This window comes from Roseateles sp. GW821-FHT09G09 (genome assembly GCF_059415965.1).
In genome coordinates, this window is sequence record NZ_JBWKOG010000001.1 from 23,236 (window position 1) to 45,846 (window position 22,611).

The 22,611-nt window shown below is 70.2% G+C and carries 15 protein-coding genes; 5 read left to right on the forward strand and 10 right to left on the reverse strand.

Features of this window, described 5'->3' with window-relative positions; all coding sequences use genetic code 11:
• Positions 1-10: 10 nt before the first annotated feature.
• Positions 11-943 (reverse strand): LysR family transcriptional regulator, encoded by a 933-nt coding sequence (locus tag AC07O8_RS00125; RefSeq protein WP_495046113.1) that lies wholly within the window; start codon positions 941-943, stop codon positions 11-13.
• A gap of 176 nt (positions 944-1,119) precedes the next feature.
• Between AC07O8_RS00125 and AC07O8_RS00130 the strand changes: the two genes are divergently transcribed.
• A complete protein-coding gene (locus AC07O8_RS00130; RefSeq protein ID WP_495046114.1) occupies positions 1,120-2,229 on the forward strand; it encodes an alkene reductase in 1,110 nt (369 codons plus the stop codon).
• Positions 2,230-2,321: 92 nt separating this feature from the next.
• On the opposite strand, the gene AC07O8_RS00135 is transcribed toward AC07O8_RS00130, so the two are convergent.
• The 4 genes from AC07O8_RS00135 to AC07O8_RS00150 all read right to left on the reverse strand — a co-directional run bounded on the left by AC07O8_RS00135 (position 2,322) and on the right by AC07O8_RS00150 (position 7,060).
• Positions 2,322-3,839, reverse strand: a complete 1,518-nt coding sequence (locus AC07O8_RS00135) for a methyl-accepting chemotaxis protein (protein ID WP_495046115.1) — start codon at positions 3,837-3,839, stop codon at positions 2,322-2,324.
• A 105-nt stretch (positions 3,840-3,944) separates the two neighbouring features.
• Positions 3,945-5,420 (reverse strand): ATP-binding protein, encoded by a 1,476-nt coding sequence (locus AC07O8_RS00140; protein WP_495046116.1) that lies wholly within the window; start codon positions 5,418-5,420, stop codon positions 3,945-3,947.
• Positions 5,421-5,460: 40 nt separating this feature from the next.
• Positions 5,461-6,168 (reverse strand): heavy metal response regulator transcription factor, encoded by a 708-nt coding sequence (locus AC07O8_RS00145; RefSeq protein WP_495046117.1) that lies wholly within the window; start codon positions 6,166-6,168, stop codon positions 5,461-5,463.
• 70 nt (positions 6,169-6,238) lie between these two features.
• Entirely contained in the window at positions 6,239-7,060 is an 822-nt protein-coding gene (locus tag AC07O8_RS00150; RefSeq protein WP_495046118.1) for an alpha/beta fold hydrolase, read from the reverse strand.
• 287 nt (positions 7,061-7,347) lie between these two features.
• Here AC07O8_RS00150 and AC07O8_RS00155 point away from each other — a divergent pair, with 287 nt between their 5' ends.
• Positions 7,348-8,475 (forward strand): patatin-like phospholipase family protein, encoded by a 1,128-nt coding sequence (locus AC07O8_RS00155; protein WP_495046119.1) that lies wholly within the window; start codon positions 7,348-7,350, stop codon positions 8,473-8,475.
• Between the two features lie 23 nt (positions 8,476-8,498).
• Positions 8,499-9,680 (forward strand): ComEC/Rec2 family competence protein, encoded by a 1,182-nt coding sequence (locus AC07O8_RS00160; RefSeq protein WP_495046120.1) that lies wholly within the window; start codon positions 8,499-8,501, stop codon positions 9,678-9,680.
• On the opposite strand, the gene AC07O8_RS00165 is transcribed toward AC07O8_RS00160, so the two are convergent.
• Both AC07O8_RS00165 and AC07O8_RS00170 read right to left on the reverse strand, forming a co-directional pair.
• Entirely contained in the window at positions 9,658-11,268 is a 1,611-nt protein-coding gene (locus tag AC07O8_RS00165; protein ID WP_495046121.1) for a CHAT domain-containing protein, read from the reverse strand. The two genes, AC07O8_RS00160 and AC07O8_RS00165, sit on opposite strands and share 23 nt — an antisense overlap.
• Complete coding sequence (locus AC07O8_RS00170) at positions 11,261-13,792, reverse strand: PAS domain-containing protein (protein WP_495046122.1); 2,532 nt, start codon at positions 13,790-13,792, stop codon at positions 11,261-11,263. The genes AC07O8_RS00165 and AC07O8_RS00170 overlap by 8 nt, the downstream gene beginning before the upstream one ends.
• A gap of 379 nt (positions 13,793-14,171) precedes the next feature.
• On the opposite strand from AC07O8_RS00170, the gene AC07O8_RS00175 reads away from it, so the two are divergent.
• On the forward strand, positions 14,172-15,083 hold the full coding sequence (locus tag AC07O8_RS00175; protein ID WP_495046123.1) for a bestrophin family protein: 912 nt from the start codon (positions 14,172-14,174) through the stop codon (positions 15,081-15,083).
• Positions 15,084-15,149: 66 nt separating this feature from the next.
• On the opposite strand, the gene AC07O8_RS00180 is transcribed toward AC07O8_RS00175, so the two are convergent.
• Both AC07O8_RS00180 and AC07O8_RS00185 read right to left on the reverse strand, forming a co-directional pair.
• On the reverse strand, positions 15,150-16,577 hold the full coding sequence (locus AC07O8_RS00180) for an aminotransferase-like domain-containing protein (RefSeq protein WP_495046124.1): 1,428 nt from the start codon (positions 16,575-16,577) through the stop codon (positions 15,150-15,152).
• A 293-nt stretch (positions 16,578-16,870) separates the two neighbouring features.
• On the reverse strand, positions 16,871-18,979 hold the full coding sequence (locus tag AC07O8_RS00185) for a sigma-54-dependent Fis family transcriptional regulator (protein ID WP_495046125.1): 2,109 nt from the start codon (positions 18,977-18,979) through the stop codon (positions 16,871-16,873).
• 292 nt (positions 18,980-19,271) lie between these two features.
• Between AC07O8_RS00185 and adh the strand changes: the two genes are divergently transcribed.
• Positions 19,272-20,792 carry an aldehyde dehydrogenase gene (gene adh, locus AC07O8_RS00190; protein ID WP_495046126.1) on the forward strand — a complete coding sequence of 507 codons (1,521 nt, stop codon included), beginning with the start codon at positions 19,272-19,274 and terminating at the stop codon, positions 20,790-20,792.
• A gap of 257 nt (positions 20,793-21,049) precedes the next feature.
• Here adh and AC07O8_RS00195 read toward each other — a convergent pair whose 3' ends face one another.
• The gene (locus tag AC07O8_RS00195) at positions 21,050-22,600 is read right to left on the reverse strand and encodes a methyl-accepting chemotaxis protein (protein WP_495046127.1); all 1,551 of its coding nucleotides are present in this window, start codon (positions 22,598-22,600) and stop codon (positions 21,050-21,052) included.
• Positions 22,601-22,611: the final 11 nt, after the last annotated feature.

Consider the following 22,611-nt stretch of genomic DNA (forward strand, 5'->3'; position numbering starts at 1 on the left):
TAGCCGCGCCTCACGCCTTCTTCGGGGAAGGGATCTCGCCCTGCGCCGCGACTTCCGCGGCGACCTCCGCCACCAGCGCCCTCAGCCACCGATGCGCCGGATCGTCGCGATACCGGACGTGCCACGCGATCTCCACCGGGAAGGTGCCAAGGTCCACCGGCGACGGCAGCACCTTCAAGCGCTTGTCCGACGCCAGCCTGCGGCAGATCTGCGCCGGCAGCGTCGCGCAGTAGTCGGTCACCGCGACCACTTCCGGCACCGCCAGGAAGTGCGTCACCGACACCGCCACCTCGCGCTTCAGCCCCTGCTTCTCCAGCGCCTGGAACAGGCCCACGCGCAGCCGGCCGGGCGGCAGCACGTTCACGTGCTTGAGCTGCTCGTACTGCTTGCGCGTCATCTTCCGGTCCACCGTCGGATGCCCGCGCCGCACGATGCAGGCCAGGCCGTCGTCCATCACGTGCTGCACCACGAGGTTGTCCGGCGGCTCGACCACCCGCCCCAGCACCATCGCCGTCGAGCCCGAGATCACCCCCGTCTCCGCCAGGTCCGTGCCGAACGGCGTCAGCCGCACCGTCATGTTCGGCGCCTGCTGCCGCAGCCGCGCGACGATCGCCGGCACCAGCACCAGCTCGACATAGCTGTTGGGCGCCAGCGTCACCAGCTGCGTCGACTTCGCCGGATCGAAGTCCCGCTGGCCCAGGATCGCCGTGTCCAGACTGGCCAGCGCGGCGGCGATGACCGGCGCGAGCTCCTCCGCCTTCTGCGTCGGCTGCATGCCGTAGCGCTCGCGGATGAAGAGCGGATCCATCAACATCGCCCGCAGCCGCGTCAACGCGTTGGACAGCGCCGGCTGCGTGATGCCCAGCCGCTGCGCCGCGCGGGTCACGCTGCGCTCCTCCATCACCGCCAGGAAGACCGGCAGCAGGTTCAGGTCGTATCGCATCCAGCCATGTTGCCCGACGCATATCTGTTGTTCAACGGATAAATTGGATGAATGTGGCGACTATGTCCAGACTTCGTCCTGTCATCGAGCCGCCGACATGACTCCCCCGGAACCCGACGGCTCACCCCTCACCGCCTCACCGCCTCACCGCCTTGGACTTCCTGGAAGGAACCGTCATGTCCGCTCATACCGCCCCCCTCGACCAGCCCCTCTTCACCCCCGGCCGCATCGGCGCGATCGAGGTCCGCAACCGCGTCGCGATGGCGCCGCTGACCCGCTCCCGCGCCAGCTCCGACGGCGTGCCGTCGCCGCTGGCCGTCGAGTACTACCGCCAGCGTGCCTCCGCCGGACTGATCGTGGCCGAGGCGACCAACATCTCCCGCCAGGGCCGCGGCTACGCCTGGACGCCGGGCATCTACACGCCCGAGCAGGTCGAGGCGTGGAAGCGCGTCACCGATGCCGTCCACGCCGAAGGCGGCAAGATCGTGCTGCAGCTGTGGCACGTGGGACGCATGTCGCATGTGAGCCTGCAGAAGGACGGGGCCGCCCCGGTCGCGCCTTCCGCGCTCCGGGCGGGCACCGTCGTGTTCACCGAGGCCGGCTTCGAGCCGCCGTCGGCACCGCGCGCCCTGGCCTTGTCCGAGCTTCCCGGTCTGATCGAGGACTACCGCCGCGCCGCGGTCAATGCGAAGCTCGCGGGTTTCGACGGCGTCGAGATCCACGCCGCCAACGGGTATCTGCTGGAGCAGTTCCTGCGCGACAGCACCAACCATCGGACGGACCAGTACGGCGGATCGATCGAGAACCGCGCCCGCTTCGTGCTGGAGGTGGTGGACGCCGTGACCGAGGTCTGGGGCGCGGACCGTGTCGGCCTGCGTCTGTCGCCGCTGTCGACCGCGATCGGCGACACGCCGATCGACAGCACGCCGGCGGAGACGCACGGCTACCTGGCCCGCCAGCTCGGTGAGCGCGGCCTGGCGTATCTGCATGTGGTGGAAGGCCAGCTGCACGCCGGCAACGGGGCCGATGCCTTCGATGTCGAGGCGCTGCGCTACGCCTTCGGCGGCGCGTACATCGCCAACAACGGGTACGACCGACAGCGCGCGTTGGATGCCACGTCGTCGGGCCACGCGGACATGGTCGCCTTCGGCAAGCCCTTCATCGGGAACCCGGATCTGGTCGAGCGGCTGAAGGGCAACCTGCCGCTGTTCGAGGCGCCGCAGTCGGCGTACTTCGGCGGCGGCGCGGAGGGCTACACGCAGTTCAGCGAGCAAGCCGCCGCATAAGCCTCCGCCCGGTCAGCTCGGTGCACTCTCACTCCCTCTCCCGCTTGCGGGAGAGGGCGGGGGTGAGGGCCAGCGGCCTCGGCAGTCAGCAATCAGGAAAAGACGCCCACCGCCGTGACCAGCACCTGCGACTGCTGCTCCAGCGACTCCGCTGCGGCAGACGCCTGCTCCACCAACGCGGCGTTCTGCTGCGTCGCCTGGTCCATCTGCGCGATGGCCTGGTTGATCTGCTCGATGCCAGCGGTCTGTTCCTGGCTGGCGCTGGAGATCTCGCCGACGATGTCGGTGACCCGCTTCACGCTGCCGACGATCTGCGCCATCGTCGCGCCTGCCTGGCCCACCAGCGCGCCGCCGGCCTCGACCTTCTGCACCGAGTCGCCGATCAGCGCCTTGATCTCCTTGGCCGCCGTCGCGCTGCGCTGCGCCAGCGTGCGCACTTCCGACGCCACCACGGCAAAGCCGCGCCCCTGCTCGCCCGCACGCGCCGCCTCCACGGCCGCGTTCAGCGCCAGGATGTTGGTCTGGAACGCAATCCCGTCGATCGTGCCGATGATGTCGACGATCTTGTTGGACGAGCTGCTGATCGACGCCATCGTCGCCACCACCTCGTCCACCACCTTGCCGCCCTGGACCGCGATCTCGGACGCGGACATCGCCAGCTGGTTGGCCTGACGCGCGTTGTCGGCGCTCTGCTTGACCGTCGCGGTCAGCTCCTCCATCGAAGCGGCCGTCTCCTCCAGCGCACTTGCCTGCGATTCGGTTCGCGACGACAGGTCGCGGTTGCCGGCCGCGATCTCGCCGGCGGCGGTCGCGATCGTGTCGGTGGAGCCGCGGATCTGGCCGACCGTCGTGGACAGGCTGCGCTGCATGCGGTCCATCGCGGACAGCAGGCTGTCCGCATGCGCGTCGCGCAGGTCGACCGCCACGTTCAGGTCGCCCGCGCCGATGCGGTGGACGATGTCCGAGGCATACGCCGGTTCGCCACCCAGCTGCCGGTAGATGCTGCCGGCCAGACGCCAGCCCAGCACGCCCACCACCGCCATCAGCACCAGGCCGAGGGACAGCAGCACCGTGGCGCTGCGCCAGAAGGCGCGGTCGATGTCGTCGATGTAATCGCCGAAACCGATGATCCAGTCCCAGGGCTCGAAGCGGACCACCGCATAGAGCTTCTCGACCTCGTCCTTCGTGTTGGGCCGCGTGCCCAGGGCGATCACGGTGCCGACCTTCTTGCCCTCGAGCGCGGTGCGGTAGCGCACGCCGGCTTCCTTGCCGCCCTTCGCGTCGACGATGCCCACGCGCTTCGGGTTCGGATGCACGAGGTTGACGTCGTCGCTGTAGCCGCGGACGAAGAAGTACAGCTCGTCCTTGCGGAAGCTGCCGATGATCAGCTTGCCCTGCTTCTGCGCTTCCTCGCGGGTGATCTTGCCCGCGGCCTCCTGCTCGTGGAGCTTCTCCAGCGCCGACTGCGCCAGCACGACCAGGGTCGACAGCTGCGCGGTGCGCTCCTTCATCATCGTCTGGCGCAGCGTGGTCAGCGACACCGCGGCCAGGACGACCATGCCGATCAGCGCGGCGAGGCAGAGGAAGAGGATTCGGGTTCGGAGTTTCATGGGGGCGTGTGGAAGGCTGGCGGCCGCGCACGGCGGACGGGGGAGCCCGAACGGGCCATCCAGGTTTATCGGCCAGTTCGAGCGCCGCCTGAGCCCCCGCCGCCGTTAACGCACGGCGTTATCCGTCACAACCGCACGGATAGTCGCGCGGAGCGTGAAACCGATTTCGGTCCTGCCGTCCGCGGCGTCGACGAAGGTCTCGCCGCCATGCATGCGGGCGACCGCGCGCACGATGGCCAGGCCGAGCCCGAAACGATCCCCCGCCTTCGAACGCGAGGACTCGCCCCGCCAGAAGCGGTCGAACATGCGTCGCCGGATGTCCTCGGGGATCGGGTCGCCGGGGTTGACCACGACGATCCTCGCGCCTTCGACATCGGCATCGAGGCCTCGGTCGCCGGTGACGCCCTCCCCGCCGCGGCCTTCGCGCAAGCCCTGACCCTCCGGCAAGCGCTCGATCCGCACCGTCAACGTCGCGCCTTCCGGTGCGTGACGCGACGCGTTGGTCAGCAGATTCACCAGCGCCCGTCGCAGCAGCGCCCGGTTGACCGGCATCCGATGGTCGCCCTCGACGGCCAGCCGCTGGTGCTTCTCCTCCAGCAGGACCTCGACGAACTCGCCCACGCCAAGCGCCTCGCCGCGCAGCGACAGCTCGACGAGATCGGCCGCCGCGTCGCCCTGGTCGGCGCGTGCGAGGAACAGCATGTCGTTGATCATCGACGCCATGCCGCGCAGCTCCTCCAGGTGGGACTCCAGCACGTCGCGCATCTCGGCTTCGGGCCGGTCCCGCGACAGCACCACCTCCGCGCCGTTGATCATGATGGCCAGCGGCGTGCGCAGCTCATGCGCGACGTTGGCGTTGAAGCCTTCGAGTTGGTGCCAGGCTTCTTCCATCCGCGACAGCACCTCGTTGAAACGCTGCGCCAGCGGCATCAGCTCGGCGCTGTCCTCGGGCAGCGTGAGCCGGCGCGACAGCGCGCCGGGCTGGATCACCGCGGCCTCGCGCGACAGCGCCGACAGCGCACGCAGTCCGCGCCGCGTCGCCAGCCACGCCAGCGCGATCGTGCACAGCACGCCCGCCACGCCCACCATCAGCCCCGCGTCGTCGTAGGTCGCCAGCATCAGCTGGCGCGGCCGCGGATCCATGCCGATCAGCACCTGCGCGTCCGGGAACACCGCATGGTCGGGCAGGCGGAAATGCGCGCCGCGTAGTTCGACGCCGTCCTGCCGCCGCAGCCAGACCTTGTCGCCGTCGCGCTGCACCGACGGGGGCATCGGCTCCGCGCCGTACAGCAGCGCGCCGTCGCGCCCGACCAGCCACACGTTCCAGCGGAAACGCCCGCCGACGCTGGTCGCCGCCAGATGGCGGCGCAGCATCGGCAGGTCGTCCATCGAGCGCGCCTCGCCGATGAAGTGCTTCACGACCTCCGTCTTGCCGAGCAGATCGGCGCGCTCGTCGGCGATCAGCACCTGCTCCAGCGCCTTGTGCAGCAGGAATCCGGCGGCGGAGAACACCACCACCGCCACCAGCGCGAGCATCAGCACCAGCCGCGCGGAGATGGAGCCGAGCCGACCCGCGCTCATCGCGCCCCCGTCACCGGCAGGATTGGCGCCATCGACCTTCTCATGACGACGGCGCCTCCAGCACATAGCCCATGCCGCGCACGGTGCGCAGCATCTTGGTCTCGAACGGGTCGTCGATCTTGGCGCGCAGGCGCCGCACCGCGACATCGACGACGTTGGTGTCGCTGTCGAAGTTCATGTCCCAGACCTGCTCCGCGAGCACGGTGCGCGACAGCACCTCGCCGCGACGCCGCATCAGCAGCGCAAGCAGCTGGAACTCCTTGGTGGTGAGCGCGATCGACTGCCCGCCGCGGAACACCTTGCGACGCGCGAGATCCAGCTGCAGATCGCCGAGCGTCAACGTCGTCTCCGACGCACCGCTGGTGCCTGGGCCTCCGCCCGATCCGGAACGCACGCCGCGGCGTCGCAGCGCGGTCAGCCGCGCGAGCAGCTCCGAGAACGCGAAGGGCTTGACGAGGTAGTCGTCGGCGCCCTCCTGCAGTCCGTGCACCCGATCCTCGACGCCGTCGCGCGCGGTCAGCATCAGCACCGCCACGTCCTTCTCCGCCTTGATCGCCTTCAGCACGCTGAAACCGTCGATGCCCGGCAGCATCACGTCGAGCACGATCAGGTCGTACTCGCCGTTCAGCGCCAGGTGGCGGCCGTCGATGCCGTCGCCGGCCACGTCGACGACGTAGCCGTTCTCCGTCAGTCCCTTGCGGAGGTAGCCGGCCAGCTTCGGTTCATCTTCGACGACGAGGACACGCATCTCTGCTCCTTGGGCGCCGTCGCGGGGCCTCATGCCCGGCGTCGGCGCCTGGCGGATTATCGGCAGCAGGTCAGCGCTGACCCTGCGCGGCCTTGACGATCAGGTCGGCGACCGCCTGCGGCTGCGACAGCAGCGAGACGTGGCTGGCGTTCAGCTCGATCGTCGCGGCGCCCATGCGCTGCGCCATGAAGCGCTGCAGGTCGGGGTGGATGGTCCGGTCCTGCGTCGACACGGCGTACCAGCTCGGCTTGACGCGCCAGGCGGCGGTCGTCGTCTTGCCGCTGGCCACGGCGCGGGCGAAGGGCTGCTGCACGGCGAAGTAGCTGAGCGCCTCGGTGGACGGCAGGTCGCCGGCGAAGTCCTTCAGGAAGGCCTCCTGCGACAGGCTGCCCCAGTCGCCCCGCCACGTCAGGCCGGCGGCCGCCGGCGCGGTCGGGAACCTGCGGGTCAGCGCGGGATAGTCTTCCCCGGCGTCCGGCGCGCGCGCCGCGATGTAGACCAGGCCGCTGACCTTGGGGTCGGCACCCGCCTCGCTGATCACCATGCCGGCATATGAGTGACCGACCAGCAGCGTCGGGCCGTCCTGCTGCGCCAGCGCGCGCATCACCGCGTCGGCGTCGTCCTGCAGGGTGGTCAGCGGGTTCTGCACCGAGGTCACGTGCAGGCCCTTGGCCTGCAGCAGCGGGATCACCTTGCCCCAGCTGGAGCCGTCGGCGTACAGGCCGTGCACCAGCACGACGTTGTGGACGGCGACCGGTGCGGACTTGCCCGGAGCGGCCGCCGAGTGCGGTGCGGAAGGCGCGGTGTCGGTGTCGGCGTGCGCGACGCCGAAGGGCGCGCTGGCGAGCACGGCGCTGGCCATCAGCTGGCCGAGGAAGGTCTTGCGGTTCATGAGGCGCTTTCGTGGGGATCGGGCGCCGCCTTGGGCGCCCCGGCTGGGGAGGACATCCGCAGCGGCCCGGTGCCGACTGCTTGGGATCAACTGTAGAAATCGGGCTCCCACGCCACGCGCACAGCTTCATGACAAGTTTGAAATCTTCGCCATGCCGGCCGCCGATCCCCTGTGCCGCCGCATGTCCCGTGTCCATGCGGCATCCGGGACGACATCCCCAACTTGGCAGATTGCCACCCGCAGCGCCGAGGCCTAGGCTCCGCATTCCTCACGGGCGGGAGACGGCGATGCCTTTCGACAACGACGCGCGCACCAGCGGCATCGCGCTGGCCCTCTCGGGCGGAGGCTTCCGCGCCGTGCTGTTCCACATCGGCGTGCTGTGGCGGCTCAACGAGCTCGGCACGCTGGGCAAGCTGGCCCGCATCTCCAGCGTGTCCGGCGGCTCGATCGCGTCGGGGCTGCTGGCCGTGCGCTGGCTGCGGCTCGCATTCGGCGAGGACGGCCGCTCCGCGCAGTTCGAGGCCGAGGTCGTCGCCCCGCTGCGCGAGTTCTGCGCGCGCAACATCGACGTCGCCTCGGTGCTGTCGGGTGCGTTCAACCCCTTCCGTTCCGCCGGCGAAGCCGTCGCCGACGAGTACCGCAAGCGCCTGGGCCTCGATGTCTCGCTGCAATCGCTGCCCGACGATCCCCGCTTCGTCTTCAACGCGACCAACTACGCGACCGGCGTCAGCTTCCGCTTCTCCAAACCCTATGCCGGGGACTACCGCATCGGCCTGATCCCGAAGCCGCGCTTCGACGTGGCGACGGCGGTGGCCTGTTCCAGCGCCTTCCCGCCGGTGCTGGCGCCGATCGAGCTGGACGTCCGGCCCGAAGACTTCACGAGGGTAGCCGGCGCCGACCTCTACGACCAGATCGACTACCGCCGCCGCCTGTTGCTCGCCGACGGCGGCGTCTACGACAACCTGGGCCTGGAGACGGTCTGGGGCCGCTACGAGACGGTGCTGGTCAGCGACGCGGGCAAGCCCTTCGACATCGATGCCGGCATCGGCACGATGGCGCCGCGTCAGCTCATGCGCACGATGGACATCGGCCTGAACCAGGCGCTGGCGCTGCGCAAGCGCATGCTGATCTCGGCCTATGCCCGCGGCGACGCGAAAGGCGCGTTCTGGGCCATCGACACGGACATCGCCGACTACCCGGCGACCGAGGAAGCCCCGCTGTCCGTTGCGCCGGCGCGCGCGGCCGATCTCGCGGCGATCCGCACCCGGCTCGACCGCTTCAGGGAGCAGGAGCAGTGCGAACTGATCAACTGGGGTTATGCGGTCAGCGACGCCGCGGTGAGATCGCGCGCGTCGCACGTGGCGCTGCGCCACCAGTCGCCGGCGTGGCCGTATCCGAAGCACGCGCTGGCCTGAGGGCGTTCGACTGACGCCGCGCCGTGGCCGACATCTTCCGCATCGACCTGCTGCCGGCGCGTCACGGCGACTGCCTGCTGCTCGCGTACGGCGACGACGCGCGCCCGCATCGCGTGCTGATCGACGGTGGGCCGATTGGCGCCTACGGCGCGCTGTCGCAGCGGCTGGCCGCGCTGCCCGACGACCAGCGCGAGCTGGAGCTGCTCGTGATCACCCATGTCGATGGCGATCACATCGAAGGCTGCCTCAAGCTGCTGAACCACCGCGAGCTGGCGACCTTCCGCGACATCTGGTTCAACGGCTGGCCGCACATCGCGCAGCCGCTGAAGGAGCCGCCGCCACCGCGGCCCGGCGCGACGGACGGCAACGCGAATGCCGATGTGAACGCCGATGTGAACGCTCAACGCAGCGCGCTGCAGGGCGCGATGATCAGCGTCCGCATCGAGGGCCGGCTGTGGAACGCGGCCTTCCAGGGCGCGCCGATCTTCGTGCCGGCCGTCGGCCCGCTGCCCGTGCGCGAGCTGCCCGGCGGACTGCGCCTGACGCTGCTGTCGCCGACGCTGGACAAGCTCGAGAAACTGCGGACCGCCTGGGAGCGGGCGCTGGAGCGGGCCGAACTTGATGCCACCGATGACGCCGCGCTGCAGGCGCGCCTCGACGGCCGCGCGGCCTTCCGTGCCGGCGGATTGCGCCGGCGGCCGCGGCCGGAGGAGATGCTGTCCTCGGCGGCGCTGGCGCTCGGGCCGATCGACAACGCGGTGGCCAACGGCTCCAGCATCGCCCTGATCGCCGAATACCAGGGCCGTCGCATCGCGCTGCTCGGCGACGCGCACGCACCGACGCTGACCGCCGCGCTGCGGCGCCTGGCCGGCGCGGCGGGCGAACCGCGGCTGCGGCTGGACGCGGTGAAGATGGCCCATCACGGCTCCGCCGCCAACCTGAGCGAGGACTTCCTCAGCCGGATCGACTGCGCGACCTGGCTGATCTCGACCGACGGCAGCATCTTCAACCACCCCGACGACGAGGCGATCCACACCGTCGTGCGGAACGTGCCGGGCGCACGTCTGCTCTTCAACTACCGATCGGCGCGCACGGCGCCGTGGGACGAGCCGGCGATGCGCGCCGCGCATGGCCACGAGGCCTTCTATCCGGCCGACGCCGCGGCGGGCCTCCAGCTCGATCTCATGACCGGGCGCCCGACGTGACCAGCATCGCCGAGGCCCAGGCGTTGTCCTGGCCCTCGTAGCGGCGGTAGAGGCGCCGCCGCGCATGCCCGAAGGCGGCATCCAGCGAGCGGCTGCGCTGCAGCATCCGGTAGAACAGCAGCGCCTGCACGGCGGCCGTGCGGTCGTTCACCCGGCAGCGGTAGCCCAGCACGGCGTGGATGCCGGCCTCCGCGGCCAGCGTCGCGAAGCCCGAGTTGCCGCTCTCGCAACTGCTCAGGTAGACGAAGCGCGTGTCGCGCAGATAGCCGAGGATGTCGCCGAAGTCGACGCATTGCGGCGCCTCCTCCGGTCCGACGAACAGGAAGCCCGTGCCGCCCAGCTGCCGCGCGCCCGCCGGCTGAAAGCAGGTGTGACCGGCGAAGTGGATCAGGTCCCAGCCGCCGTCGCCCAGCGCCGCCACCAGGCTCTCGCGGCTGAGCGGGCCGTCGAGCCCGATCACGCTGACGTTGCGCTCATGGAAGAGCGGCTGGCCGCTGCGGGGATCGGGGCGCGTCAGCAGCTTCCTCACGCGCGAGCACTCGCGCCGGACCGCCGTCAGCGGCGCCAGCTGCAGCGCCCCGCCCTTGAGCTGGTCGTCGTAGGCGGTGCCGTGCGTGTTGGCGCAGATCAGCAGCGCGCGGCGGGCCGCCACCGGGCCGGCGAACAGGCTGCTCTGGCTCTCCTTCGAGGCTGCGAGCCGGCGCGACATCGACGCCGCCTTCGCCAGCCACGGGACTTCCTGCGAGGGCTCGAACATCGCCTCGAGCAGCAGCGGATAGCAGTCCTCCGAGACCTCGAAGGTGATCCGGTCCGTCACGTCCTTGCCGGCGTCGCCAAGCTGCTGGACGGCCTTGAGCCGCGCGTTCTCGCGCTGCAGGCGGAAACTCTCCTGGTCCTCGCACAGCGCGATGCGGATGCTCTTGCCGATGCGGGAGAACTCCTTGTACCAGTCCGGCTCGTGCATGTACTGGGCCTGCCAGTCGAGGCGCGCCGACTTGCTCACCGTCAGCGGGCCCGCGCCCTGGAACTGGAAGTCGATGCCGTGCATCTCGAAGCGCCAGTTGTCGGCGATCGCCGAGACGCGGATGTCGAGGCAGGGATTCAGCGCCGCGACGCGGGACCGGCCGCCGCGGCCGGCGAGCATGCCGTTGCCGCTGCCGCTGCCGTTGCCGCTGCCATCGGCGTCGGTGCCGTCCGCATCGGGCGATTCCAGGCCCAGCAGCTCCAGCGCGAAGCTGCCCGCCGACGCCGGATCCGCATGCAGCGTCACCCGCAGCCGGATGCAGGCCATGTTCAGCTCGGTGGTCATCGCCGGCGCCAGCAGCATCATCGGCGTGTTGCCGAGCACGCGGACCTCGCGGCAGAACGCGAGGCCGCCGTCCTCGGCGACGACCGCGCCCGCGTCCTCGGCCAGCTGGCTGCCGACGATGAGGTAGTCGAAGGGCTGGCTGTTGAGAAGCTCGAGCCCGGTCCCCCGGTTGGTCTCTTCCTGGATCGTGTGACGACCCAGCTGCCGCAGCTGCTTCTTGATCTGCGGACCGAGGCTGCCCTGCTGCTGCGGGCTGAGCACGAGGAGGATGTCAGCCATGGACCCTCCGGCGCGGGAAGCTCAGCACGAACTCGGTGTCGCCGTCCGGCAGCACGCCGGCCTTGAGCGCGCCGCCCTGGTTCTTCATCAGCTTGCCGAGCAGGGGATTGGCCAGGCGCAGGTCTGCCTGCGCCGCCTCGGGCGCGGAGAAGCGCTCGCCGTGCCGTCGCGCCGGCGGCAGCCGGCCGCGCAGGCGCAGGTACACCAGCTCGTCGTCGGGCACCAGCGTGAGCCGCACCATCGCCGTCTCCGGCGCCGCGCGCAACAGCACCGACAGCAGGCTCTCCACGACGATGTGCAGCTGCATGTGGTCGGCTTCCACCTCCACTTTCCGGGCGGCGGTCTCGAACACGACCTTGCGGCGCTCCGAGGCCGCCAGGCTGGCCAGCAGGGCGTCGATCTCGCAGTCGATCCGGATCGTGCTCGCGACGCGCGACGCGACCCGCGCCTCGCGGTTGTACATGGCGAGCCGCGTGAACGCGTGCTTCACGCGCCCCAGCTGCCGCAGCACGGTCTGCAGCTCGCGACCGCGGGTCTGCTCCCGCGCTGCGTCCGACTGGAACGCGGCTTCGAGCTGATCCTCCAGGCACGACATCGCCATGCCCAGCGGTGCCTGCGTCTCGACGGCCAGTTCATAGGCCGTGTCCTCGAGGAACTCCAGTTGCACCGAGCGCCGGATCGGTCGCAGGTCGCGCGCGATGAAGACATGACCGCCGAGCTTGCCCGGGAAGTCGCGCCGCGTGATGAAGACGGGGGTGCCGTCCCCCGCCGCGTCGGATGCGGCCTGGGGCGCGCCACTCGTCGCGCCACTCGTCGCGCCACTCGGCGGGACATCGGGCCCCTCGTCGACGGCGGCGCCCGGACGGCAGGCGCGCAGCTCCCCGATGCGGTCGCCGGCCTCGGTGCCGTCGAGCAGCGCCGCGAGCGGCTCCGGGTTCTGGAACAGCGTCAGCAGGCTGCGCCCCTCCAGCGCCTTGCGCGCGACGCCGAACAGCGCCTCCGCCGCCGGGTTGACGCGCCGGATCCGCAACTTCGCGTCGGTCGCGATGATCGGGTCGGAGACGTTGTTGACGCACTCCGTCATCAGCGTCAGGTCGCTGATGCGCTCCATGGCGCCGGCCACCTCGTGCGCGATGTCGGCCAGCTGCCGGACATGGTCCCGCGAGAAGGCGTTCACCCGCGGATCGTCGACGTTGACGATGAAGCGCACCCGCTCGCCTTCCGGGAACAGGATGGGCACCGCCAGCTCCGAGCGGATCGGTTCCCCGTCGGGGGTCGGGAGGTACTCGGCGTCGCGCCTCACGTCGGGGATCTTCTGCGGGGCCAAGGTCCGCGCGACCCGGCCCAGGATCCCCTGGTCGATGCCTTGCGAGTAGTCGCCCCACGACACCCCGGTGTCCACGGCCAGGCCGTCGTCGCCGCGCCGGGCCGAAGCGACGCGCACGATCGCGTCCCGGGCACTGTCGATCCGGAACAGCGACACGTGCTGCCAGTCGAAGATCTCGATCAGCGCGTCCGACAGGCAGCGGCAGGCGCCCTGGATGTCGACGCAGCGGTTGAGGTCCCGGAACATCCGGAGCTCACGGCGGTCACGCACGCGCTCCGCGTGGTCGAGGCTGCACAGCACCGCCTCGATCAGCGGCAGCTGGTTGAACAGCGCAAGGTGCTGCTCGTCGTACGCGCCGCGCTCGCGGCTGAGCAGGGTCATGATCGCGACGGTCCGCTCGTCCTCGCCCTCGCCGCGGGTGATGCGGCGCCACATGCTGGACTGGAGATCCATGGCACGCATCTGGCGACACATCGGCTCGTCGGCCATGTCGGACCACGGCGGCTCGCTCATCACCGTCTCGAAGTCGTGGACACCGCCGTCCTGGCCCTCCATGAACCCGCGCTGCGCCGCGTTCAGCTCGTACCAGGCCGTCGGCACGTCCTGCCGGAACGGCGGATGGTTGAAGACGATCTCGGATTCCCAGGCGCTGTCGTCCTCCACCACGCGCGACACCAGCATCAGGTCGAACGGCAGTTCCCGCCGCAAGGCCTCCGCGACCAGCGGCAGCAGGTCCGGGCGGCCGGCATGGCTCAGCGTGAGCGCGCGCACCTGGTCGGTCAGCACCTGGTGCTGCAGGCTGCGGAAGAAGCCCAGCGATCCGACGACGGTGCCGCGCTCGTCCATCAGCGGCAGGCCGGTGACCTCGACGGCCACCTGCCGCTCCGGATCGTCCTGGCAGGTCAGCGTCACGCGGTAGGCGCCGAGCTCGCGGTTGCGGCGTCCGCGCGTCTCCTCGTCGAGCACGCGGCCGGCCTCGCCGGCGAAGAGCCGGTCCAGGCGCAGCTGGTCGACGTCGGCCACCCCGCTCATCGTCAGCGCCGCGGCGTTGGCGTAGAGCACGTTGTTCTGGAGGTCGCGCTGGATCACGGCGATCCGCGAGCCGTCGAACACCGCCCGCTTCATCTGTCCCAGCATCGCGGCGGCGGCGGCCGAGGTGGGCCGCTGCCGTGCGGAGTCTTGTCCGGAGTCATTCATGAGGCCGCCTCCCGGCCATCCCTGGCCATCCATCGCTGGTCGACGTCGCTTGCCGACATCCCTTGCCAACGGCCTGAAGGCTACGCCGATTGACCGCTCGACGCGCCTGACAACATAGGGGTCCGGCGCCGCAGATCCCCATGTCATCGGCATTCCCGGCCCCTCGAGGCCGATGCGCCACGCGCCGGACCGGAACTGTGCTCCTCGGCGCGGGTCCGAACTGCATGCCCCACGCGACGCCGCCGTTGGTCACCATGGATCCCGATGTGCGCAAGCGCCCGGAGTTCCTGGAGCCCTCAATGAGCAAGATGCCCACTGCGATCCCGCAGCCCTGTCCTCGACGCGTCGTCCCTGCGGGACGTCGGAACGGAGCCTCACGATGATCATCCGACCGAGACAGAGCTGGTTCCGGCTGCTGTTCGTGTGGCACGGCTCGGTGCTGCCGTCCATCCTGCCGCAGCTGGGTTTCATGGCGGCGGTGAGCGTGCTGGCCGTGGCGACGCACGGCCAGGTCTTCGGCGAGAAGATCCCGCTGAACGCGACGCTGATGACGCCCTTCGGGTTGACGCTGGCGATCTTCCTGGGCTTCCGCAACAACGCGAGCTACGAGCGCTTCAACGAGGCCCGGCACCTGTGGGGCAACCTGCTGATCGCCTCGCGCGCGCTGGTGTCGGAGCTGCTCTGCTACCTGCCCGACAAGGCGATGGCGCGACCGGCGGTGGACCGCCTGCTCGCGGCCGTCTACGCGTTGAAGCACGAGCTGCGCGGCACCGACCCCGAGGAAGACCTGGTGCGCCTGGTCGGCCGGCGCGAGGCCTTCCAGCTCCGGCGCGATCCGCAGACCTCCAGCGCGGCGCTGCACGCGGTGCGTGAGCAGCTCTGCCGGCTCCAGGATGACGGGCATCTCACCGACGCGCGCTTCTGGACCCTGGACACGCAGTTGACGGAGATCGGCAAGGCGATCGGCGGCAGCGAGCGGATCGCGTCGACGCCGATCCCCTTCGCCTACGGCGTGCTGCTGCATCGCACCGTCTACACCTACTGCTTCCTGCTGCCCTTCGGCCTGGTGGACGCGACCGAGTTCTTCACGCCGCTGTTGTGCGTGTTCCTCTCCTACACGCTGATCGCGCTGGAGGCCGTGGCCAACGAGGTCGCCGAGCCGTTTGGCCTGGCACCCAACGCGCTCGCGCTGGATGCGATGGCGCGCGGAATCGAGCGCTCGGTGCTGTCGCTGAGCGGACGGGCCATGCCGGAGCGCGTCACGCCGACCGAGTCCTTCCAGTTGACCTGACGATCCGGTCCGGGCCTGGACCGGACCGGTCGGACCCGTTGGACCTCAGGGACCTGCCGCCGAGGGTCAGCAATCCTGGCGCGCGCAGGTGGCGGCGAGCTTGCCGACGGTGATCACCGCCTGCTCGATGGCCGGGGACCACGGCGTGCTGTAGTTCAGACGGATGAAGTGCCGGTAGCTGTTGCTCACCGAGAACATGTAGCCGGGGCCGATCGTGATGCCGCGCTCCAGCGCGAGTTCATAGAGCCGCAGGCCGTCGACGGCCGGCGGCATCTCCACCCAGAGCACATAGCCGCCGGCCGGCGTCGAGACGCGCGTGCCCTCCGGGAAGAAGCGCAGCACCATCGCGCGCATCAGCTTGGCCTGCTGGGCGAAGGCCTTGCGCAGCCGGCGCAGATGGGCCTCGTAGCCGTCGCGTTCGAGGAAACGCGCGATGGCGATCTGCGGCAGGGGCGGCGTCGTCAGGGTGTTGAGGAACTTCAATTTCTCGACCTCGTCGCGGTAGCGGCCCGGCAGCGCCCAGCCGATGCGGAACGTCGACGCCAGCGTCTTCGAGAAGGTGCCGCAGTGCAGGACCAGCCCGCGCGTGTCGCAGGCCTTCAGCGTGCTGGGGGGCGCGTTGCCGTAATAGAGCTCGTTGTAGACCCCGTTCTCGATCAGCGGCATGTCCAGCCGCGTGGCGAGCTCGACCAGCGCGCGCTTGCGCTCGTCCGGCATCTGGAAACCGAGCGGGTTCTGGAAGTTCGGCATCACCATGCAGGCGGCGATCGGCTGCGTCGCGGCGATGGCGGCCAGCGCGTCGACGTCCAGGCCGAGCACCGGGTCGGTCGGGATCTCCAGTGCCCGCATGCCCAGGCGCTCGATGGCGTGGAGCATGGCGTAGAAGGTGGGCGTCTCGACCGCGATCACATCGCCGGGTTTGGCCACGGCCTGCAGGCAGAGGTTGAGCGCCTCGGTCGCGCCCAACGTGACGAGGATCTCGGCGGGGTCGACGGCCTGGCCCTTGTCGAGGTAGCGGCGGGCGATCTGCCGGATCAGCAGCGGATGCCCGGGCGGCAGCGCGTCCTTGAGCGAGCGCAGCGCCGGGTCCTGCCCGGCGGCGAAGGCGTAGCGGTTGAGCTTCTCGAAAGGGAAGCTGCCGGTGTCCGGATAGGGAGAGCCCAGCGGCACCGCGTCGTGCGCGGCGATCGAGCGCAGCGTGGACAGCACGAGCCGGCTCACGTCGACCGAGGACGAGACGGCGATCGGCTGCGGCGTGGACGGCGCGTCGAGGCCGGCGTCGCCCTGCTTGAGCTGCACGTAGTAGCCCGACTGCGGCTTGCTGACGACGAGGCCGCGGCTCTCGAGAAGCACGTAGGCGCGGATCACGGTGGTGACGCTGAGCTGGCGCTGCTTGCTGGTCTCGCGCACGGACTGGAGGCGGTCGCCGTGGCGGAAGACACCGCCGCGGATCTGGCGTTCGATGTCGTCGGCGAGCGTCTCGTAGAGCTTCATGGCGCGCGGTTGAGATCTTCCCCCACGGGTATCGGTGGGTGCGCTAGTTTATGAGCGGCATCCGGGCTGAATGCCCTCCGGTCGGGCGGCCCCAAAAGACGAAGGCGGACATCCTTTCGAATGTCCGCCTTACCCATTGACGTCCGGCTTGCGCCTCTGCGATCCACCACCAGGAACCCTGGACCGCATGAACGGAAGAATACGCAGCGTCCGGCGGGCTCGAAAGGCGGGTTCACCCCATCGCGGCTTCGGCGGATCGCTGATGCGTGCGTGAGGCGATGCCCTACCCCGCTCTATGCGTCTGGCACCTTGAGCAGCCGGTACAGGGTGTTGCGTCCGATGCCCAGACGCCGCGCCGCCGCAGAGTGGTTGCCGTCGCACTCGTCCAGGACCCGTCGCGCATGCGCCCGGGATTGTTCCCGCAACATCGCCGGCGCAGCCTCGGTCGACGCGGCCCGTGGCGACGTCGCGCCCGGCCGGGATGACGCCGTGGCCGTCGCCCGCGTCTGGACCGGCACCAGCACCGGAATGGCCATCGGCGCGGTCTGGTCCAGCTCCTCCACGAGATCGTCCGGCAGATGTCCGCGCCGGATCACCGATTCGCCGGGCTCCATCAGCGCGCAGGCGATGCGCAAGGCCTGCTCCAGCTGGCGCACGTTGCCGGGCCAGCGATAGGCCGACAGCTCGCGCGCCAGCGATGGGTCGAGCACGACGCGCCGGGACGGCTCCAACGCCGCCAGCAGGCGCGCCACGAGCACCGGCAAGTCCTGTCGCTCCCGCAGCGGCGGCAGGCACAGGGTCAGGCCGTTGAGGCGGTAGTACAGGTCCTCGCGGAACAGCCCCTGCGCGACCAGCGGTCGCAGCGGGCGGTGGCTCGCGCCGATCAGCTGGAAGTCCACCTGCACCGACGGTCCGCCACCCAGCGGCTGCACCTGGCGGTCCTGCAGCACGCGCAGCAGTCGTGCCTGCAGCGGCAGCGGCATGTCGCCGATCTCGTCGAGGAACAAGGTGCCGCCATGCGCCTCGCGCAGACGCCCCTGCGCGCCTTCGCGCGACGCACCGGTGAACGCGCCGGGCCGGTAGCCGAAGAGCTCCGCCTCGATCAGCGTCTCCGGCAGCGCCGCGCAGTTCACCGCGACGTAGGGTCGATCGCGGCGCGGTCCGCTGTCGTGCACCGCGCGGGCGAACAGATCCTTGCCGACGCCCGACTCGCCCTGCAGCAGCAGCGGGATCGGCTTGTCGAGCACGCGACGCGCGCGCAGCACCGCCTGATGCATCGCGGCATCGCCGAGGTCCAGCGCCTGCAGGGCGTCTTCGACGATCGCCCCGTGCGACGAGCGCTCCGGACCCGAGTGCCGCCCGTCGTGTTCATGGCCCTTGGCGTCCACCGACGACGGCGCGACCCGCTCCGCATCGACGATCGCCGAGATCCTGCTCGTACTCGGAGCGGGCGAGGCAAGACGTCGCCAACCGCGCGGCGCGTCCAGGCGCAGCCACAGCGGCGGTGCATCCTCGCGATGCATCAGGCGAGCTCCCTCGCCGCCCTGTCGCGCCCAGTCCATCAACTCGGCCCACCGTACCGGCAGGACCGACTCCAACGGACTGGGGCGTGCCGCGTCCGTTCCGAGCCAGGCCTGCGCCGCCGCGTTGCAGCCGAGGATCCAGCCGTCCTCGCTCAGCGCGAGCAGGCCTTCGGTCGGCGTCCCCAGCCCCTCCGGCTGGACGTGGATCTGCAGACGCAATCCACCCGCGTGTCGTGTCTGGAACAGGCGGTGCTCGACCATCCGCGCCGCCGAGCGCACCAGCGCCAGCGTGTGCCGCTGGAAGCCGCGCTGCTCGCCGGAGATGTCCAGCACGCCCAGCACCCGCCCTTGTGGATCGCGAATCGGCGCCGCCGTGCAACTGAGGAAGGCGTTGCGCTCCAAGAAGTGCTCGCCGCCCAGCACGGACACCGGCCGTTGCTCCGCCAGCGCCGTGCCGATCGCGTTCGTGCCCCGCCAGCGCTCATCCCAGATCGCGCCGGGCCGCAACGCGACCCGCTGTGCGCGGTCGACGAAACGCCCGTCGCCGAGCGCGCCCAGCAGCAGTCCCTGCGCATCGGCCAGGATCACCAGGCCGTCGCCATCGCCGGTCTGCTCGAAGAGGTCCTCCATGACCGGTCGCGCGTGAGCGACCAACTCATGCTGGCGCTCCAACGCGCGCCGCAGTTGCGCGCCGGACGCATGCGGCGCGCCCGCCGGTCGGCCGACGGGGCTCAAGCCGAAATCGCGGCTGCGCAGCCAGCTGCGGCTCAGCCCTTCGTCGAGCGTCTCGACGCTGAGCCGACCGGTGTCCAGCAGCTCGCGCCGTGCCGCGCGCAGCAGTCGCGGCGCCAGTGCGGCACCGCTCGGTGTTTTCACCATGCTTTTGTCTCCTTGGGCGCATCGCTCGCGCTCACCGGGGCGCCATCGCCGGTTTGAACCGGTCCTGACGCTCCGTTGAGGCTCAGTTGCGGCTCCGGTGTTCCATTCCGGAGCACCTGTGCCGCCGATCCCATGCCTGCGCCACCTTGGACCGATCCTGACCAAATCGGAGCGCGATGGGAAGAGGCTTTCCGCCCGGCAAGGAGGGTCTTGCGCTGGAAGCCCGTGTTGGCACGGGCCATGCAATGAGGCCCTGGGCGTTCCCCGCCTCAACAACCACGGAGACAACACCATGATCTACGCCAAGCCCAACGCGGCCGGCGCGCCGCTGGAGTTCAAGAAGCGCTACGACAACTTCATCGGCGGCCAGTGGACGGCGCCGCGCGACGGCCAGTACTTCGACGTGATCACGCCCATCACCGGGCAGGTCTTCACGCAGGCGGCGCGCTCGACGGCCGCCGACATCGAGCTCGCGCTGGACGCCGCGCATGCCGCGGCGGAAAAGTGGGGCGCCACCTCCGCGGCCGAGCGCGCCAACGTGCTGCTGCGCATCGCCGACCGCATCGAGCAGAACCTGGAGCTGCTCGCCTACGCCGAGACCGTCGACAACGGCAAGCCGATGCGCGAGACGCTGAACGCCGACCTGCCGCTGGCGGTCGACCACTTCCGCTACTTCGCCGGCTGCCTGCGGGCGCAGGAGGGCGGGCTCAGCGAGATCGACGCCAACACCATCGCGTACCACTTCCACGAGCCGCTGGGCGTCGTCGGCCAGATCATCCCGTGGAACTTCCCGATCCTGATGGCGGCCTGGAAGCTGGCGCCGGCGCTGGGCGCGGGCAATGCGGTCGTGCTCAAGCCGGCCGAGTCGACGCCGGTCAGCATCCTGGTGCTGGCCGAGCTGGTGGCGGACCTGCTCCCGCCGGGCGTGCTCAACATCGTCAACGGCTACGGCAAGGAAGCCGGGCTGCCGCTGGCGCAGAGCAAGCGCATCGGGAAGATCGCATTCACCGGCTCCACCGCGACCGGTCGCGTCATCGCGCAGGCCGCGGCGACCAACCTGATCCCGGCCACGCTGGAGCTCGGCGGCAAGAGCCCGAACGTCTTCTTCCCCGACATCGCCGCGCAGGACGACGACCTGCTCGACAAGGCGATCGAGGGCCTGGTGCTCTTCGCGTTCAACCAGGGCGAGGTCTGCACCTGCCCGTCGCGGGCGTTGATCCATGAATCGATCTACGACAGCTTCATCGCGCGTGCGATCGACCGCGTGAAGGCCATCAAGCAGGGCAACCCGCTGGACACCGACACGATGATGGGCGCGCAGGCCTCGTCGATGCAGCTGGACAAGATCCTGTCCTACCTCGAGATCGGCAAGCAGGAAGGCGCGCAGTGCCTCATCGGCGGCGGACGCGCGCAGCTGGGCGGCGACCTGGCGGGCGGTTACTACATCGAGCCGACGTTGTTCAAGGGCACCAACGACATGCGGATCTTCCGCGAGGAGATCTTCGGGCCCGTGCTGGCGGTGACGACGTTCAAGACGGAGGAGGAGGCGCTGCGCATCGCCAATGACACGCCGTACGGGCTGGGCGCGGGGGTGTGGTCGCGCGACATCAACACGGCCTTCCGCATGGGCAAGGGGATCAAGGCGGGCCGCGTGTGGACCAATTGCTATCACGCCTATCCGGCGCACGCGACCTTCGGCGGCTACAAGGAGTCCGGCATCGGTCGCGAGACCCACAAGATGATGCTGGACCACTACCAGCAGACGAAGAACCTGCTGGTCAGCTACTCGCAGAAGAAGCTCGGGTTCTTCTAAGGGCCTCGGCTTCCGTACTGCCGCGGCCGCTGGCCCTCACCCCTGCCCTCTCCCGCAAGCGGGAGAGGGAGTAAGAAGGGCGCGGCCACGCCCCTCTTCCGCAAGGAAAAAAGGGGAGGCAGGGCTCCGGCGGAACTCCCTCTCCCGCTTGCGGGAGAGGGGGAAAGAGGCGGCGACGCTGCGAGTGGCGCCGGTCGGACTCCCTCTCCCGCTTGCGGGAGAGGGCGGGGGTGAGGGCCAGCGGCCTCCCGCAGTCCTCAGCTCATCCTGAAGACCGCAACCGCTTGAACGAGCTGCGTGGCCTGTTTCTCGAGGGAATCGCTCGCCCCCGCGGAACGCTGCACCAGTGCCGCGTTCTGCTGGGTCGTCCGATCGAGCTCGCTGACCGCCTGACTGACCTGGGCAATGCCTGTCGCCTGCTCGCGCGTCGCGTTGCCGATCGTCGAGATCAGCGCCGACACGCGCTTCACCTGCTCGACGATCTCGTGCATCGCCTTGCTGGCCTCGTCGACCTGCCGTCCGCCGGCTTCGACGCGTTCGACGCTTTCCCCGATCAACTGCTTGATCTCCTTCGCCGCCGCCGCGCTGCGCTGCGCCAGCGAGCGCACCTCGCTCGCGACCACCGCGAACCCGCGCCCCTGCTCCCCGGCCCGCGCGGCCTCCACCGCCGCATTCAGCGCCAGGATGTTGGTCTGGAACGCGATCCCGTCGATGACGCCGATGATGTCGCCGATCCGCTTGCTGGAGGTCGTGATGCCGACCATGGTCTCGTTGACGTGACGGACCACCTCCCCGCCCTGCGCCGCCGCGACACTCGCGCCCTGCGCGAGGTCTTCAGCCTGACGCGCCGCGTCGGCGTTGCTGCGCACGGTGGCGCTCATCTCCTCCATGGACGCCGCGGTCTGCTGCAGGCTGGCCGACGCCTGCTCGGTGCGCGCGCTGATCTCGTTGTTGCCGCTGAGGATGTCCCCGCTGGACGAGCGCACCGTCACCACCTGGGCCGCGACATCGTCGATGACCCAGCGGAACATCAGCCCCAGCTGGTTGAGCGAACGCAGCGCCATGCCGATCTCGTCGACGCGGTCCATCTGGAGCGGCTCGCGCGTGTCGCCGCTGGCGACGCGCTTCGCGTGCCGCGCCAGCGACTCCATCGGCGCCACGACCTGCGCCTCCAGGAACCACATCGCCAGCAGCGACACGACCACGAAGGCGCCGATGCACAGCGACGCGCCGGCCAGCGAGTCGGCGCTCATCCACTCGGAGACGATCGCCGCGACCGTCAGCGCCAGCACCGGCAGGCGCACGCGCCACCGCACCGGCATGGTCTTGAGCATCGAGGCCCACGCCATCGCGCCCTGGCGCACCACGACGCCCTTGTGGATGCGCAGGTGCTTGGCGCGACCTTCCCGCATGTCGGCGTAGAGGCGTTCCGCGCCGGCGATGTCCTCGGCCGAGGGCCGCGTGCGCACCGACATGTAGGCGACCGGCTGGCCATTGCGCATCACCGGTGTGGCGTTCGCACGGACCCAGTAATGGTCGCCGTTCTTGCGCCGGTTCTTCACCAGGCCGGTCCAGGACTCGCCGCCCTGCAGCGTCTGCCACATGTCGCCGAAGGCCTCGGGCGGCATGTCGGGATGCCGGACGATGTTGTGGGGCTGGCCCAGCAGTTCCTCCGTCGTGAAGCCGCTGGCTTCGACGAAGGCCTCGTTGGCGTAGGTCACCCGACTCTTCGTGTCCGTCGTGGACATCAGCGTCGCGTCGGCGGGGAAGTCGTACTGGCGCTGGGTGACGGGCAGGTTCTTCCGCATGGCGTCCTCCT

Excerpts from the sequence above, each read along its gene's own strand:
- AC07O8_RS00195 (WP_495046127.1), bottom strand. The coding sequence starts at position 22,600 with ATGCGGAAGAACCTGCCCGTCACCCAGCGCCAGTACGACTTCCCCGCC.
- AC07O8_RS00150 (WP_495046118.1), bottom strand. The coding sequence starts at position 7,060 with ATGAACCGCAAGACCTTCCTCGGCCAGCTGATGGCCAGCGCCGTGCTC.
- AC07O8_RS00175 (WP_495046123.1), top strand. The coding sequence starts at position 14,172 with ATGATCATCCGACCGAGACAGAGCTGGTTCCGGCTGCTGTTCGTGTGG.
- AC07O8_RS00185 (WP_495046125.1), bottom strand. The coding sequence starts at position 18,979 with ATGGTGAAAACACCGAGCGGTGCCGCACTGGCGCCGCGACTGCTGCGC.
- AC07O8_RS00140 (WP_495046116.1), bottom strand. The coding sequence starts at position 5,420 with ATGAGCGCGGGTCGGCTCGGCTCCATCTCCGCGCGGCTGGTGCTGATG.
- AC07O8_RS00145 (WP_495046117.1), bottom strand. The coding sequence starts at position 6,168 with ATGCGTGTCCTCGTCGTCGAAGATGAACCGAAGCTGGCCGGCTACCTC.
- AC07O8_RS00135 (WP_495046115.1), bottom strand. The coding sequence starts at position 3,839 with ATGAAACTCCGAACCCGAATCCTCTTCCTCTGCCTCGCCGCGCTGATC.
- AC07O8_RS00155 (WP_495046119.1), top strand. The coding sequence starts at position 7,348 with ATGCCTTTCGACAACGACGCGCGCACCAGCGGCATCGCGCTGGCCCTC.
- AC07O8_RS00180 (WP_495046124.1), bottom strand. The coding sequence starts at position 16,577 with ATGAAGCTCTACGAGACGCTCGCCGACGACATCGAACGCCAGATCCGC.
- AC07O8_RS00165 (WP_495046121.1), bottom strand. The coding sequence starts at position 11,268 with ATGGCTGACATCCTCCTCGTGCTCAGCCCGCAGCAGCAGGGCAGCCTC.
- AC07O8_RS00130 (WP_495046114.1), top strand. The coding sequence starts at position 1,120 with ATGTCCGCTCATACCGCCCCCCTCGACCAGCCCCTCTTCACCCCCGGC.
- adh (WP_495046126.1), top strand. The coding sequence starts at position 19,272 with ATGATCTACGCCAAGCCCAACGCGGCCGGCGCGCCGCTGGAGTTCAAG.
- AC07O8_RS00170 (WP_495046122.1), bottom strand. The coding sequence starts at position 13,792 with ATGAATGACTCCGGACAAGACTCCGCACGGCAGCGGCCCACCTCGGCC.
- AC07O8_RS00125 (WP_495046113.1), bottom strand. The coding sequence starts at position 943 with ATGCGATACGACCTGAACCTGCTGCCGGTCTTCCTGGCGGTGATGGAG.